Below are 13,694 nucleotides of genomic sequence, written 5' to 3' on the forward strand. Positions count from 1 at the left end.
GTGTGAAGAAGTTGGAGTTTTCCGTTCTTCGATGCCTTTCAAAGTTAGGATCTGTTTTCGCCATCGACCCGTGAACGTAATTCGGGCATTCTCATCAATTGCAATCGGTGAGAGCCGCGGCCGATCAGGCGATTTACGGGCTTTTCCGGGGCAAGTGCCAGGGCAATCAGCATTGGAGATATGGTCGGGACGCCGGCAGAAAAACAAGAAAATGCGGGCATCCCGTCTTGAATTTCATCAGTTTCAGGGAGGACGACATGAATTTGAGACCCGATCCGAGTTTTTATCCGACGGCGCGCATGGCTATGGAGGCGCCTGTAGAAAAGCTCGCCTTCACCTTGATGCTCAGTCCGGATTTTTCCCAGCCGGATGGTCTGGCCGTCGTCAATGTCGATCCTGAGAGCCCGGACTACGGCAAGATCGTGCATACGGTCTTCATGCCCAACAAGGGCGACGAGTTCCATCATTTCGGCTGGAACGCCTGTTCCTCCGCCCTGTCGCCGCTGACGGGCCACGCCTTTCTCGAACGCCGCTATCTGATCATCCCGGGCATTCGCTCGTCGCGCATCTATGTGGTCGATGTGAAGGAGCCGCTGCAGGCGAAGATCCACAAGATCATCGAGCCCGAAGAAGTCTTCGCCAAGACCGGCTATTCCCGCCCGCATACGATCCATTGCGGTCCGGAGGGTATCTATGTCTCGACGCTTGGCGGCGGCGGTGCCGACGGCACCGACGGGCCTCCGGGCATTTTCATCATGGATTGCGAAACCTTCGACATTCTGGGCCGCTATGAAATGGATCGGGGCATTCAGGACAAGCATTATGATTTCTGGTGGAACCTGCCGCGCGACTACATGGTGTCGTCGGAATGGGGGCTGCCGCCGCAATTCGAAAACGGCATCGTCGCCGAGGATCTCCTGTCCAACAAATACGGCCACAAGATCCATTTCTGGGACCTGCGCGGCCGCAGGAACATCCAGACCATTGATCTGGGTGAAAACCACCAGATGGCCCTGGAGATCCGCCCGGCCCACGATCCGGCCAAGCAATACGGATTTTGCGGCGTCGTCGTCGACACGACCAACCTGCAGGGCTCGATCTTTACCTGGTGGCGCAAGGACGATGGCACCTTCGAGGCGAAGAAAACCATCACCATCGATCCACAGCCGGCCGACCCTGCGGACCTGCCGGAGCTTCTGAAAGGCTTCTCCGCCGTGCCGCCGCTGGTCACCGACATCGATCTGAGCCTGGACGACAAGTATCTTTACGTCGCCTGCTGGGGCACCGGTGAGATGCATCAATATGACGTTTCCGATCCGATGAAACCCACCTTGGCCGGAAAGGTCGAGATCGGCGGCATTGTCAGGAAAACAAAACATCCGAACGGCAGGGACTTCGGCTACGGCCCGCAGATGGTCGAGATCAGCCGGGACGGGAAACGTGTCTACTGGACCAATTCGCTCTATTCCACCTGGGACGATCAGTTCTATCCAGGCGATCGCGGCGCGGCCATGGTCATGGCCCGTGTCGGGGAAGGCGGCGGCTTGAACCTCGATCCGGATTTCTGGGTCGAGTTTCCAAAAGGCTACCGCTCGCACCAGATCCGGCTCGAAGGCGGCGACTGTTCGACCGACAGTTTCTGCTTCCCGTCGGTCTAGGCGTTGGAGGACACAAGCCTGACCGCCCTGTGGTGGGCCGTCATCGCCTCTGGCCTTTATCACGGGCTCAATCCCGGCATGGGCTGGCCCCTGGCGGTGTCGGCTGCGCTGATGGAGCGGCGCGCGCTTGCCTTGCCGCGGGCGCTGGTCCTGCTGGCAGCCGGTCATCTGGCGGCGATGCTTGTCATCCTGCTGCCGTTCTCGATGATGGCTGCTCTGATAAGTCTGGAACGGGAAATCCGCATCGGCGCCGCCTGTCTGGTGATCGCCATGGGGCTGTATCTCCTGATCAACACGCGCCATCCGCGCTTTCTGGCGAGGATCTCGCCGGCAAAGCTCGGTCTGTGGTCCTTTCTGGTCGCGATTGCCCACGGGGCGGGGCTGATGCTGCTGCCGATCTACCTCGGCATTTGCGCGATGGAGCAGGAGGCCGGCCATGTGGCGGCCGGCGCTCTCATGGGAACGGATGTCAGGATGGCATTGATCGTGGCGGGAGTGCACACGTTCGCCATGGCTTTCGCAGGCGGCCTGATGGCCGTCGGCGTCTATATCTGGCTCGGCCTGCGTTTTCTGCAGAAGGCCTGGTTCAATCTGGACCGGGTCTGGGCCGCAAGTCTTGTCATCGTCGGCCTCTTCGCCCTGGCGCTGGCGCTCCGGAGCTTCTAGGCCAGCAGATGCGCCTCGAACGGAAACTCGGACAGGATCTCGATGCCGGTCTCGGTCACCAGAACCTGCTGTTCCAGCTTGACGCCCTCCTTGCCACCGTCCGCGCCGATGAAGCTCTCGACACAGAGCGTCATGCCCGGCTCGACGATGCCGTCATACCCGGCATCCGGGAAATCGCCATGATGATAGAGGTAAGGATATTCCCCGGTCATGCCGCAGCCATGGGCCGAGAGATAATAGCGGTTGGCGTAGTATTTCTCCGGAATATCCCAGGCCCGGTCGGCATAATCGCGGAAGCTCATGCCGGGCCGCAGGATGCTCATGTTGTAATGTACCTGCTCGTAGGCAACCTTGTAGAGCTCGCGCTGAATATCGGTCGGCTTGTCGGGGCCGGAATGGAAAGTGCGCGAGAAGTCGGCGTAATAGCCGTGGCAGCCGACCACATCGGTGTCGAGGGCGATCAGCTCGTTGGCGCCGATGACATTGTCCGAGGTTTCCTGGAACCACGGATTGGTGCGGTTGCCGGCATTCAGCAGCCGGGTTTCGACATAGTCGCCGTTCTGCGCGATGATCGACTGGTGCAGCACTGACCAGAGTTCAACCTCGCTCAATCCCGGCCGGATGGCCTCACGCAGCTTGCCGACGCCGATCTCGGTGGCCCGGAGCGAGGCGATGATGCATTTCATTTCTTCCGCTGACTTGATCGCCCGCGCCATTTCCACCGGCTGCTGGGCATCGACGACCTGAAGGCCGGTGTCCTTGAGGGCGATCGCGGTGCCCGCATTGAGCCGCTCCAGACCGACCACGGCATCTTTCAGACCGGTCAGCTCGCGGATCGTGTCCGCCATCTCCGCCGCCCATGCGCGTTCGCGTTCGGCGATATGGGGACCGGCGGCGACGAAGCTGGCGGTTCTGGAAGGGCGGACTTCGTCGACGGTCTCAAAACCCTGCCCAAGATGCAGGCAGCCGGTGAACTCGAAGAGGATCGAGCGGCTCTGGGTCAGAAGCAGGTAGCGCGAGGGCGCGTTGCGCATGGAAAACACCTGCATGTTGCGGGTGCCGGAGGCGTAGCGGATGTTGACCGGGTCGGACAGGATCACCGCGTCGACGCCATAGTCCGCCATCTTCTGGCGCACGCGCTGCTGCCGATAGGTGCGCACCGCCACGAGATCGATATCCTCGTTGGCCGGAGCCCGGTCCAGTTGCGCCAGCCCGCCCAGGTCGCTGCGCTCCGCATGCCAGTCCAGTTCAGCCATGTCGAAGTCTCCCCCAGTTCGTTGAGGGAATGATGCCATGATCATTTTTTTTGAAAAGGCTGGAAAAAATTGGGGCTATAGATAACTTAAAGGAATGTATGGCTTCCGAAAATCCTTGCCGCCCCTCGACACGCTTGTGTTCTTTGAGGCCGCGATGCGGCACCTGAGCTTCACCGACGCCGCAGAGGAGCTCTTCGTGACCCAGGCTGCGGTCAGCAAGCGCATCCGTCAGCTTGAGGACTGGCTTGGCGTTGATCTGTTCGAGCGGGCGGGGCGCCGTCTGGTGCCGACGGAGGCGGGCACGTATCTTGCGGACAAGGCCGGCATGACGCTCGACTATCTGGACCAGGCGCTGCGGGCGATCAAGGTGCCGAGCCAGCCGGTGGTCCGGATCGCCTCCGTGACCGCGCTCGCAGCCTTCTGGCTGCAGCCGAAGCTGAAGGATTTTGCGCTCTCGGACGCAGCATGCCTGTTCAACCTGTCGACCGTCGATGATCTCGGCGATTTGCTTCGCAGCGATCATGACCTTGTGGTCCTGCACGGCGATGGCCGCTTCCCGGGCTGGTCGTCCGAACTGCTGTTTCAGGAGATCGTCGTTCCCGTCGGCGCCTCAGATGTGATTGCGGCGGTGCAGTCCGGCGCGGCGGAAGACCGGCCGCCGCTGCTGCACTATCCGCGCCTGGCCCCCAACTGGATCGATTGGCCGGGCTGGATCCAGCGCAGTGGTCAGTCGGAGTTTCTCACCTGGCCGGGCCTTGCCTGTGCCAGCTACAATCAGTCCATCGGCCGGGCCCTTAAAGGGCAGGGGCTGGCGCTTGGCGCCTTGCCCTTGCTGCGCGCGGAAATCGCCTCGGGCGACCTGGTACCGCTGAGCCGCGGCGAACTTGCCACCGGCAAGGGCTATTACATTGCCTGGCCGGACACACGCCCGCTCAGCCAGGAGGCCGAGCGGCTGAAATCAGCTTTGCTGGGAAGCGGCTAGAAGGTTTTTGCGGGACTGGTGACAAACGCCGCCAGCCCCCCGGTGCCACCCCGGTCAAGCGAGGCGCAGAACCGGGCCTACTCGCAGTGCCGCTTGTCAAAGCCTGAGAGGTTGAGAAGATCGGTTTTGCCCGCTCGATTTCACTGGAAGTGAATAGGCCCCGGGTCTCCCTTCGGTCGCCCGGGGTGACACGGAGCTTGAGGGCCCGCGTGATCTACAGTCTGGGTACGTCCCCAACAGACCGTGCCGGTCAGTTGTCCCGCACCACATAGACCGACGCCTTGGAATGGCGCACGACCCGGGCGGCGTTGGGGCCCAGCAGATACTCGCTCAAATGCGGCTGGTGCGCGCCGATGACGATGAGATCGGCGCCGGTCTTCTTGGCGACTTCCAGGATCTCCTCATAGACCGAACCTGTCGTCACCAGATGGCGGATGTCCTTGTTGCGCTCCTCCCCGAGCGCGCTTGAGACCTTGGCGACCAGCTTCTCGCGGGTCTGCTCCACCATCTGGCTCTGGAAGTTTTCCTCGAAATAGGAGGCGACCAGGTTCATGCCGGCATTGGGCACGACGGAGATGACGTCGAGCTGGGCATCGTCCAGCCGGGCCAGCTTGTCGGCAACTTGCAGCACCCTGGTATCGTGGTCCTGCTGAACGTCGACTGCGCACAAAATGGATTTGGTCATGCCGTTGCTCCTTCTTCGCGGGGCGCCCGGCCGGCACGGCTGCGCTGCAGCAAATAGACCAGGATCAGGAGAATGAGGCCGGGGATATAAATCAGTTCCTTGGGCAGCTGGTCTGCTGCGACCCTGGCTTCCTTCACGATGACGGGTTCGTCGGCGTAAAAATCGAACATACCCAGTTGATCGAAATAGGGCGTGCCGGGGAATGGCTCGTCCAGCTTGACGACGCCGTCCTCGTCGATGGTTGTTAGGCCAAGGGCCGTGAGGCGAGCCTCGCCACCGTCCTCGTCGCCCGGGTTGATCAGGATACGGGTCTCGGTGGTGTCGCCGGTGTCGAAATCGGGACCGCTCAGCACAAGCCGGATCTCACTGCCTGCGGGCGCGTTGCCGACGGCCTCGACGAATTGCGCCGGGGCGACAGACTCGAAGGGCGGCTGGATCCGGTTCATGAAGAAGTCGGGCCTGAACAGGATGAAGGCAATCAGCACCAGGGCGACGCTTTCATAGATGCGGTTCTTGGTGATGAAATGACCCATGGTGCCGGCGGTGAACACCAATATGGCGATCGTCGCCATGATGGACACCAGGATCCCTTGCGTGATCGTCACATCGATCAGCAAGAGGTCCGTGTTGAAGATGAACACGAATGGCAGGGCGACGGTGCGCAGCGAATAGAAGAAGGCGGTGAAGCCGGTCTTGATCGCATCGCCGCCCGACACCGCTGCCGCGGCGAAGGACGCAAGCCCCACGGGTGGAGTCACATCCGCCATGATGCCGAAATAGAACACGAACAGATGCACGGCGATCAGCGGCACGATCAGGCCGGACTGGGCACCGAGCTCGACCACGACACCGGCCATCAGAGAGGACACGACGATGTAGTTGGCGGTGGTCGGCAGACCCATGCCGAGCACCAGCGACAGGAGACCGACAAAGATCAGCATCAGCACCAGATTGCCACCCGAGACGAATTCGACCAGGTCGGCCATGACCTGGCCGATACCGGTCAGGGTCACCGTGCCGACGATCACGCCGGCCGTGGCCGTCGCAAGGCCGATGCCGATCATGTTGCGGGCGCCGTCGATCATGCCGTGGACAAGGTCGTTGATGCCTGCCTTGAAGGCCTCGGCCTGCTCGTTCTCACCCCGGAACAGGGCCTTGATCGGCCGCTGGGTCAGGAGAATGACGAACAGCAGCGCGGTTGCCCAGAACGCGGACAGGCCCGGAGATTTCTGTTCGATCATCAGGAAATAGACCAGAACGACGATCGGCAGCAGATAATAGAGCCCGGCCTTGTAGATCTCGGAGATTTCCGGAAGCGTGATCTCGGTAGCGTTCGGATCGTCCGGATGCAGGTCTTCCGTCGTTGCGGCGAGTTTCAGAAGCGCCAGATAGGCCAGGAACACCAGCAGGGCGAGAACCCAGCCGGAACCTTGGGGCACCAGCGCGACGACCCAGCCGATCGGGTACTGGATGCCATAGCAGAGCGCGGCGAAGCCGGCGAAGAAGACGAACATGCCGAGGACGGTGCGCAAGGTCGATACGGTCTTGTGGCCGATGGTCGGCATGTTCCGCTTCACCGCTTCCAGGTGCACGATATAGACCAGCGCGATATAGGAGATGACTGCCGGTAGGAAGGCGTGGGTGATGACATCGACATAGGAAATGCCGACATATTCCACCATCAGGAAGGCGGCGGCGCCCATGACCGGCGGCATGATCTGGCCGTTGACCGAAGACGCCACTTCCACGGAGCCGGCCTGTTCGGAGGTGAAGCCGACCCGCTTCATCAGCGGAATGGTGAAGGTGCCGGTGGTGACGACGTTGGCGATCGAGGAGCCGGAGATCAGGCCGGTGGCGGCGGAGCCGACAACGGCGGCCTTGGCCGGGCCGCCCTTGAGGTGGCCGAGCGCGCCGAAGGCCATCTTGATGAAGTAATTGCCGGCGCCCGCCTTGTCCAAAAGCGCGCCGAAAAGAACGAACAGGAACACGAATTTTGTGGAGACACCGAGGGCGATGCCGAAAACGCCCTCCGAGGTGATCCACATATGGCTCATCGCCTTTTGCAGCGAGGCGCCTTTCCAGCGGATCACTTCAGGCACCCATTCGGAGGAGCCGAAGAAGACATAGAGCAGGAAGACCGTGGCAACGATGGCCATTGCGGGGCCAAGCGCCCGGCGCGCCGCTTCGAACAGGACGACGATCCCTGCGAGCGCGAACCACTTGTCGGTGTCGTCGGCCAGGCCGCCATTGTTGACGATCTTGTGGTAGAAGAAATAGCCGTAAAGCGCGATGAACGCGCCGAAAAAGGCCAGCACCCAGTCCTGGACCGGAATGTGATGGCGCGGACTGCTTTTCAGGGCCGGATAGGCCATGAAGGCTAGGAACATCGCGAAGGCGAGATGGAACTGGCGGCTGTTGTTGATCAGGTCCGAGGGCAGGACGTAATTGGCGACCGGCGAGGCAAGCAGAACCTGGAAACAGGACCAGACAAGCGCGATGGTCGCGATCATCAGTCCTACCGCGCCGGCCGGATTTCTGGATCCGGAATCGGAGGCGGCGACGAGTTCCTGAAGTTCCTCTTCGGACAGACCTTGCCTGTTGTGCTGGTTCTGGTCAGACATGAATTTCCCCCGGGTTTCCGGCTGAAGAACAGTGCCGGCGCTGTGCCCTCTGGCGTCCGGACAGGCATCCGTCAGGACAGGTGTCATTTGGTCGATACGCTGGCAGCCCGATGAAATTTCCGAACCGCCGCAGCAGAACGGGCCCGGAAATGATCCGGGCCCGAGAGCGTCTTGGGGCTTAGTTGATCCAGCCCTGTTCCTTGTAGTATTTCGCCGCGCCCGGATGGAGCGGAGCGCTGAGGCCGTCCTTGACCATTTCTTCCGGCTTCAGGTTGGCAAAGGCCGGATGCAGCTTCTTGAAGGCGTCGAAGTTTTCAAACACCGACTTGACCAGAACGTAGACGGTTTCTTCCGGAACGTTCGCGGAGGTGATGAAGGTGGCGCCGACACCGAAGGTCGAAGTGTCTGCATCATTGCCGCGATACATGCCGCCCGGGATCGTCGCCGTCCGGTAGTAGCTGTTGTCGCCGACCAGTTTGTCGACGACCTCGCCACCGACATTCACCAGGTTGGAATCACAGGCCGTGGTGGCTTCCTGGATCGAACCGGACGGGTGACCGACGGTGTAGACCATGGCGTCGATCTGGTTGTCGCACAGCGCCGCGGACTGCTCGGCAGCCTTCAGCTCGGTGGCGAGCGCGAAGTCGTCCTTGGTCCAGCCCATGGCTTCCATCAGCACTTCCATGGTGCCGCGCTGGCCGGAGCCCGGGTTGCCGATATTGACGCGCTTGCCCTTGAGGTCTTCGAAGTTCTTGATGCCGCTGTCAGCACGAGCGACGACCGTGAACGGCTCCGGATGCACGGAGAAGACGGCGCGCAGGTCTTCAAACGGACCTTTTTCCTCGAATTTCGAGGTGCCGTTGTATGCATGGTACTGCCAGTCGGACTGGGCAACGCCGAATTCCAGCTCGCCTTCGCGCACGGTGTTGATGTTGTAGACGGATCCGCCGGTGGATTCGACCGAGCACCGGATGCCGTGTTCCTTGCGGCCCTTGTTGACGAGACGGCAGATGGCGCCGCCGGTCGGGTAATAGACGCCCGTCACACCACCGGTACCGATGGTGATGAACTCCTCTGCGGAGGCTGCGCCGGTGAATGCGATGCTGGTCGCCAGAACGGCGCCGGCAAGGTTCAGTTTCATCATCATTTGACTAGGCTTCCCTTTGTTAAAATTCTCAGGTCCAGCATGGTCGTTGCCACCCTAGACATTTTCAAACTCGTCGAGCAAGCGATTGTGCTTGTCGACCTCCTGGATCCGGGCTTCCGCCTCGGATCCGGCTCGCGCAACCAGCATGCCGGTGATGGTTTCGATGAGCACCAGCGTGGCTGCGTAAGACGAGAAAAAGTGAGGACTTTCAGTGCGTTGTATGAAGAGAAAGTCCGCGAATTGCAATCCCGGAAAGGCATGGCTGTCCGTCAGCACGATGACTTTTGCACCGCTTGCTGCCGCGACTTCCGCGGCACGGACGGAGCGGTGTGCATAGGGATGCTTGGAGATGATGATGACGCTGTCAGCTGACGTGACGCCGGCCAGCGTGCTGCCCAGGGTGGCACCGTTGCGGCCGGCCACGACCCAGCGGTCGTCGAACCATTTTGCCAGATAGGCGAAATAATCGGTGAAACCGGCGGAGGCGAGGGCCCCGATCAGGACGATCTTGCGCGACTTTTCCAGGCACTCGACGGCGGCTTCCAGGTGCTGCGGGTCGATGTCCTCGACCAGCGCCTTGATGTTGTTGAGGCAAGCGGCGACCTGACGTGGCAGCAACGGCTGATCGGCATCGGACTGAAGGCGCCGGGCCTTGTCCTGAAACGTGCCCTGGCCGCGCCGGCTTATTTCCGCGCGGGCCTGCTCCCTGAGCGCCTCATAGTCCGGATACCCGAGCGCGCGCGCCAGTCGCGTGTAGCTTGCCGGCGACACGCCGCTGGCGGAGGCGACGGCGCGCAGGCTGCGCGTTGCGATTTCCACTTGATTTTCAGCTATATAGTCGGCAGCTATGCGCAACGTATCGCTGAGCTCGGCATAATTGGCCGAGATCGCGGTCCGGAGCAGCAGCGGCGACATGGTTTCCATCCGGTTACTGTTCCATTTGTTTTTTACATTGTCAATTTCTGAAACAAATGTTTCGATGTCAAAACATCTCCCTCCCGCCGCCCGCTTGTGCGCCGGCGGCGTTGTCCGTATCCGAACCACGAGCGAACCGTTTGCCTGACCCAAAACGCGGCTCGGGGATCATGACAAGGCCCTGATAAAAATACAATTATAAATTGAATAATTTCATAGTTATGCATCTTTTAGTTTAAATTGTGCTATAATGCCTTGGGGGCATTACGCTTTTCCTATCGTGAAGTAGGGAAGGAGGGAAACATGATCACTTGCAGGACCAAACCACTTCTGGCCACCATCCCGTCTTTTGTGCTGTCACTCTTTCTGAGCGGCCCGGCGCTGGCGGGCGGCTATTTCGAGGTCGAGCCCGGCGTGGATCTCTATTACGAGGACCACGGATCGGGCCTGCCGATTGTCCTGGTGCCGGGGTGGACCTTTACGACCGATGTCTTCGAGCACCAGATCGAGGCCTTTGCCGGCACCCACCGGGTCATCAGCTTCGACCCGCGCAGCCAAGGGCGTTCCACAGTGACGCTGGAGGGCAACAACTATGTTACCCAGGGAGCGGATCTGGCCAAGTTGCTGGACCATCTGAAGGTCGAAAAGCCCGTACTGGTCGGCTGGTCCTTCGGCTGTCTGGCAACCTGGGAGTTCGTCAAGACCCGGTCGGTGGAGGCCGCGGCGGCCCATATGTGCATCGATCTGTCGCCGACCCCCATGACCGGCCGTGACGGCGATTGGACCGAAGGCAGCATCGCCGATATCTCCGGTCTCTTTGACGGTGTGCAGACCGCGCGCGGGCACAGGGAGGCGATCCACTGGTATGCCGACGAGGTCATGATCGAACAGGACTACACGCCGGAACTCGCCCGCTGGATCGAGGATCAGTCGACCCAGTCGCCGCCCTGGGTGGCCGCCGCCTATCTGGCTGCGGGCAATTTCAGCAATTACCTCGTCACGGCCAAGGAAATCGACGCCAAGATCCCGTCCGCCTTCGTGGTCGCGGATCACTGGTCAGATACGGCGAGGAAGTATCTCGCGAAACAAACGCCCAACAGCGAGGTCCATGCCTTCGGTGGCCACATGATGTTCTGGGAATACCCGAACCGGTTCAACCGGGTGCTTGCCGGGTTCATCGCCCGGATCGAATAGGGGGGGGCGATAAGCGCGGTACTGGGCTTCTCAGGTTGCCCGACAAAACTGCCTCTCGATCGTCATCCCGGCCAAGCGAATCGCGAGCCGGGACCGGGGAGCCACAAGTCTTAGTCGAGGGACTTTGCCCAATTAAAGGAATCCGGCCCCCCCGGTCCCGGATCTTCGCTGCGCTACGTCCGGGATGACGCTACAGGGGGCGATAAGAAAAGGTCGGTGCCGGCTTGTGGCCGGCACCGCCGTTTCCGAAGGTCAGGTTGCCTGCAGCGTGTAGACGGAAAACAGACCATCCTCGTCGGTATCCGTGTCCAGAATGCGCCAGCCGCCGTCGCGGGCGATGTCCGAGAACGCCGCCTCACAGTACTTGTGCGAGTTCTCCGTATGGATCGTCTCGCCCTTTTCAAAGGCGATGGTTTCGCCCACCACCGTGACCGTCTGTGTCTTCAGGCTTTCCAGATGCATTTCGATGCGGCTGTCCCGGGCGTTCCAGACTGCCTTGTGAGTGAAGGCCGACAGGTCGAAATCGGCCTCCAGCTCCCGGTTGATCCGCTGCAGGAGATTCTGGTTGAAAGCCGCCGTGATCCCGGCCGGGTCGTCATAGGCCTCCAGCAGGATGTCTTCCGCTTTCGGCCGGTCGACGCCAACGATCATGGTGGCTTCCGGCATGGCCTCGCGGACATGCCCCAGCAGGTCCGCCGCCGCATGCCTCTCGAAATTGCCGATCGTCGAACCGGGGAAGAACACCAGGATCGGCAGTTCGGGCAGGAGTGGCAGCTTGCCGAAGGGCTGGGTGAAATCGGCGGCAACCGGGATCACCGCCAGCGACGGATATGCCCGGCGCACCCGGTCGGCGGAGGCCTTCAGGTGATTGGCGGATATGTCGATCGGCATATAGACCGAAAGATCCTGAAAGGCGCTGAGCAGCAGGTCGGTCTTGCGGCTGGAGCCGCTGCCGAGTTCCACCATGGTGCCGCGGGCTCCGGCCAGGCGCCGGTATTTCGCGGCGTTGGCTTTCAGGATCGCCAGCTCCGTGCGGGTCGGATAATAGGCGTCCAGTTCGGTGATCGCCTCGAACAGATGCGAGCCGACATCATCATAGAGCCATTTGCTGTTGCTGGTTTTGCGGGAAGCTTTCAGGCCCTGAAGAATGTCTTCACGGAAAATCTTCGCCTGCTCGTCGGGGGAAGCATGTTTGGTCATGAGTCGGCCGCCAGTCTGAGGCCCAGCATCTGCCAGCGCTGGTGCGGATAAAAGAAAGTGCGGTAGGAGGCGCGCATCTGGCGTTCCGGGGTCGCGCAGGAGCCGCCGCGCAGAACCATCTGGTTGACCATGAACTTGCCATTGTATTCGCCGATGGCGCCGTCCGGTGGCCTGAAGCCGGGATAGGGAGCGAAGGCGCTGGAGGTCCATTGCCAGACATCGCCCCAGAGGCCTGGCAGGCCTGCGCGCGGGGTAAGCGCGCCGCTTTCCAGGAAGTTGCCGTCGATGCGCGTGGGCGCGGCTGCCGCCTCCCATTCCGCTTCGGTTGGCAGCCGATGACCGGCCCAGCGGGCAAACGCGTCTGCCTCGTAATAACTGACATGAACGACCGGAGCCGCAAGGTCGACCGGGCGGGCGCCTTGCAAGGTGTAAGTCCACCAGCCGTCATCCTGGCGCCACCAGTAAAGCGGGGTGTCCCAGCCCTCACGTTCCCTAACGGCCCAGCCTTCCATCAGCCAGAGCGTCTGGGTTTCGTAGCTGCCATCTTCCATGAAGGCGATCCACTCGGCATTTGTGACGGGGCGGCCGGCCAGCTGGTAAGGCTCGAGCCAGACCTTGTGGCGCGGCCCCTCGCAATCATAAGCGAAGCCGCTGCCGCCATGGCCGATCTCGACCAAACCGCCCTCATGCCGGGTCCAGGCGCTGTCCTGCACCGGATACACTGGGGCCGGTTTCGGCTCGGCATAGGCGGGCAGGAGTGGGTTATAGGAAAACGCGTGCAGAAGATCGGTGACCAAAAGTTCCTGGTGCTGCATCTCGTGATGGCAGCCAAGCGTGATCAGCGCGTCCAGATCTTCCTGGTTGAGCGTGAAGGCGTCCCGGGCCAGCCCGTCCCGCAGGGCATCTTCCACATGCATGCGATAGTCCAGAACGTCCGGCACGGACGGCCGCGACAGCAGCCCGCGTTTGGACCGTGTGTGCCGGGGCCCGGCCTGGACATAATAGGAATTGAAGAGCAGCGCGAAGCGCTCGTCCCGCGGCCGGTATCCGGGCAGCGACGGCTTGAGGATAAACTCCTCGAAAAACCAGGTGGTGTGGGCCAGGTGCCATTTCGGCGGACTAGCATCCTCCATGGATTGCAGGCCCATGTCCTCCGGGGTCAGGGGCTGCACCAGCGCCCGGGTCTGTGCCCGCGTCCGCTCGAACAGGTCAAGCGCCGACGCGGCCGGTGACGGTGTTGTCCGCCCGTCCAGTAACGTCATCTTATGTCCTCCACATGGGAGCCGGCCGGACTGCCTCCGGCCGCGCCTTGAATGCCGCCAAGCGAGAGGAACGTAAGTGCCCCCGGACAATTTCCAATGCAGGGAATT

Annotated in this window: 11 protein-coding genes; 4 read left to right on the forward strand and 7 right to left on the reverse strand. The window is 61.5% G+C overall.

The genetic code is table 11. The annotated features are described in order from the left end of the window. Nucleotides 1-257: 257 nt before the first annotated feature. Both M0H32_RS06570 and M0H32_RS06575 read left to right on the forward strand, forming a co-directional pair. On the forward strand, nucleotides 258-1,658 hold the full coding sequence (locus tag M0H32_RS06570) for a selenium-binding family protein (protein WP_248152395.1): 1,401 nt from the start codon (nucleotides 258-260) through the stop codon (nucleotides 1,656-1,658). A gap of 78 nt (nucleotides 1,659-1,736) precedes the next feature. Further along, nucleotides 1,737-2,324, forward strand: coding sequence for a hypothetical protein (locus M0H32_RS06575; protein ID WP_248152652.1), 588 nt, complete (start codon nucleotides 1,737-1,739; stop codon nucleotides 2,322-2,324). On the opposite strand, the gene M0H32_RS06580 is transcribed toward M0H32_RS06575, so the two are convergent. After that, nucleotides 2,321-3,580 (reverse strand): M24 family metallopeptidase, encoded by a 1,260-nt coding sequence (locus tag M0H32_RS06580; RefSeq protein WP_248152397.1) that lies wholly within the window; start codon nucleotides 3,578-3,580, stop codon nucleotides 2,321-2,323. The genes M0H32_RS06575 and M0H32_RS06580 overlap by 4 nt on opposite strands. A gap of 94 nt (nucleotides 3,581-3,674) precedes the next feature. Between M0H32_RS06580 and M0H32_RS06585 the strand changes: the two genes are divergently transcribed. After that, entirely contained in the window at nucleotides 3,675-4,562 is an 888-nt protein-coding gene (locus M0H32_RS06585; protein ID WP_248152399.1) for a LysR family transcriptional regulator, read from the forward strand. 250 nt (nucleotides 4,563-4,812) lie between these two features. Here M0H32_RS06585 and M0H32_RS06590 read toward each other — a convergent pair whose 3' ends face one another. The 4 genes from M0H32_RS06590 to M0H32_RS06605 all read right to left on the reverse strand — a co-directional run bounded on the left by M0H32_RS06590 (nucleotide 4,813) and on the right by M0H32_RS06605 (nucleotide 9,930). Then, nucleotides 4,813-5,247, reverse strand: coding sequence for a universal stress protein (locus M0H32_RS06590; protein ID WP_248152401.1), 435 nt, complete (start codon nucleotides 5,245-5,247; stop codon nucleotides 4,813-4,815). Further along, the gene (locus M0H32_RS06595) at nucleotides 5,244-7,868 is read right to left on the reverse strand and encodes a TRAP transporter permease (protein WP_248152403.1); all 2,625 of its coding nucleotides are present in this window, start codon (nucleotides 7,866-7,868) and stop codon (nucleotides 5,244-5,246) included. The genes M0H32_RS06590 and M0H32_RS06595 overlap by 4 nt, the downstream gene beginning before the upstream one ends. A gap of 178 nt (nucleotides 7,869-8,046) precedes the next feature. Further along, nucleotides 8,047-9,015, reverse strand: a complete 969-nt coding sequence (locus M0H32_RS06600) for a TAXI family TRAP transporter solute-binding subunit (RefSeq protein WP_425607299.1) — start codon at nucleotides 9,013-9,015, stop codon at nucleotides 8,047-8,049. Between the two features lie 54 nt (nucleotides 9,016-9,069). Then, entirely contained in the window at nucleotides 9,070-9,930 is an 861-nt protein-coding gene (locus tag M0H32_RS06605; RefSeq protein WP_248152405.1) for a MurR/RpiR family transcriptional regulator, read from the reverse strand. Between the two features lie 303 nt (nucleotides 9,931-10,233). Between M0H32_RS06605 and M0H32_RS06610 the strand changes: the two genes are divergently transcribed. Next, nucleotides 10,234-11,124: an alpha/beta fold hydrolase gene (locus tag M0H32_RS06610; protein WP_248152408.1), complete on the forward strand. Its 891-nt coding sequence runs from the start codon at nucleotides 10,234-10,236 to the stop codon at nucleotides 11,122-11,124. A 252-nt stretch (nucleotides 11,125-11,376) separates the two neighbouring features. Here M0H32_RS06610 and egtD read toward each other — a convergent pair whose 3' ends face one another. Then, a complete protein-coding gene (gene egtD / locus M0H32_RS06615) occupies nucleotides 11,377-12,324 on the reverse strand; it encodes an L-histidine N(alpha)-methyltransferase (protein WP_248152418.1) in 948 nt (315 codons plus the stop codon). Beyond that, nucleotides 12,321-13,586, reverse strand: a complete 1,266-nt coding sequence (gene egtB, locus M0H32_RS06620) for an ergothioneine biosynthesis protein EgtB (protein WP_248152420.1) — start codon at nucleotides 13,584-13,586, stop codon at nucleotides 12,321-12,323. Before egtB ends, egtD begins: the two co-directional genes overlap by 4 nt. Nucleotides 13,587-13,694: the final 108 nt, after the last annotated feature.

It is taken from the genome of Roseibium sediminicola, from assembly GCF_023156505.1.
GTDB classification, from domain to species: domain Bacteria; phylum Pseudomonadota; class Alphaproteobacteria; order Rhizobiales; family Stappiaceae; genus Roseibium; species Roseibium sediminicola.

Bases quoted from the DNA above. Each gene is read 5' to 3' on its own strand.
- M0H32_RS06570 (WP_248152395.1), top strand. From the start codon at position 258: ATGAATTTGAGACCCGATCCGAGTTTTTATCCGACGGCGCGCATGGCT.
- M0H32_RS06575 (WP_248152652.1), top strand. From the start codon at position 1,737: ATGGGCTGGCCCCTGGCGGTGTCGGCTGCGCTGATGGAGCGGCGCGCG.
- M0H32_RS06580 (WP_248152397.1), bottom strand. From the start codon at position 3,580: ATGGCTGAACTGGACTGGCATGCGGAGCGCAGCGACCTGGGCGGGCTG.
- M0H32_RS06585 (WP_248152399.1), top strand. From the start codon at position 3,675: ATGTATGGCTTCCGAAAATCCTTGCCGCCCCTCGACACGCTTGTGTTC.
- M0H32_RS06590 (WP_248152401.1), bottom strand. From the start codon at position 5,247: ATGACCAAATCCATTTTGTGCGCAGTCGACGTTCAGCAGGACCACGAT.
- M0H32_RS06595 (WP_248152403.1), bottom strand. From the start codon at position 7,868: ATGTCTGACCAGAACCAGCACAACAGGCAAGGTCTGTCCGAAGAGGAA.
- M0H32_RS06600 (WP_425607299.1), bottom strand. From the start codon at position 9,015: ATGATGATGAAACTGAACCTTGCCGGCGCCGTTCTGGCGACCAGCATC.
- M0H32_RS06605 (WP_248152405.1), bottom strand. From the start codon at position 9,930: ATGTCGCCGCTGCTGCTCCGGACCGCGATCTCGGCCAATTATGCCGAG.
- M0H32_RS06610 (WP_248152408.1), top strand. From the start codon at position 10,234: ATGATCACTTGCAGGACCAAACCACTTCTGGCCACCATCCCGTCTTTT.
- egtD (WP_248152418.1), bottom strand. From the start codon at position 12,324: ATGACCAAACATGCTTCCCCCGACGAGCAGGCGAAGATTTTCCGTGAA.
- egtB (WP_248152420.1), bottom strand. From the start codon at position 13,586: ATGACGTTACTGGACGGGCGGACAACACCGTCACCGGCCGCGTCGGCG.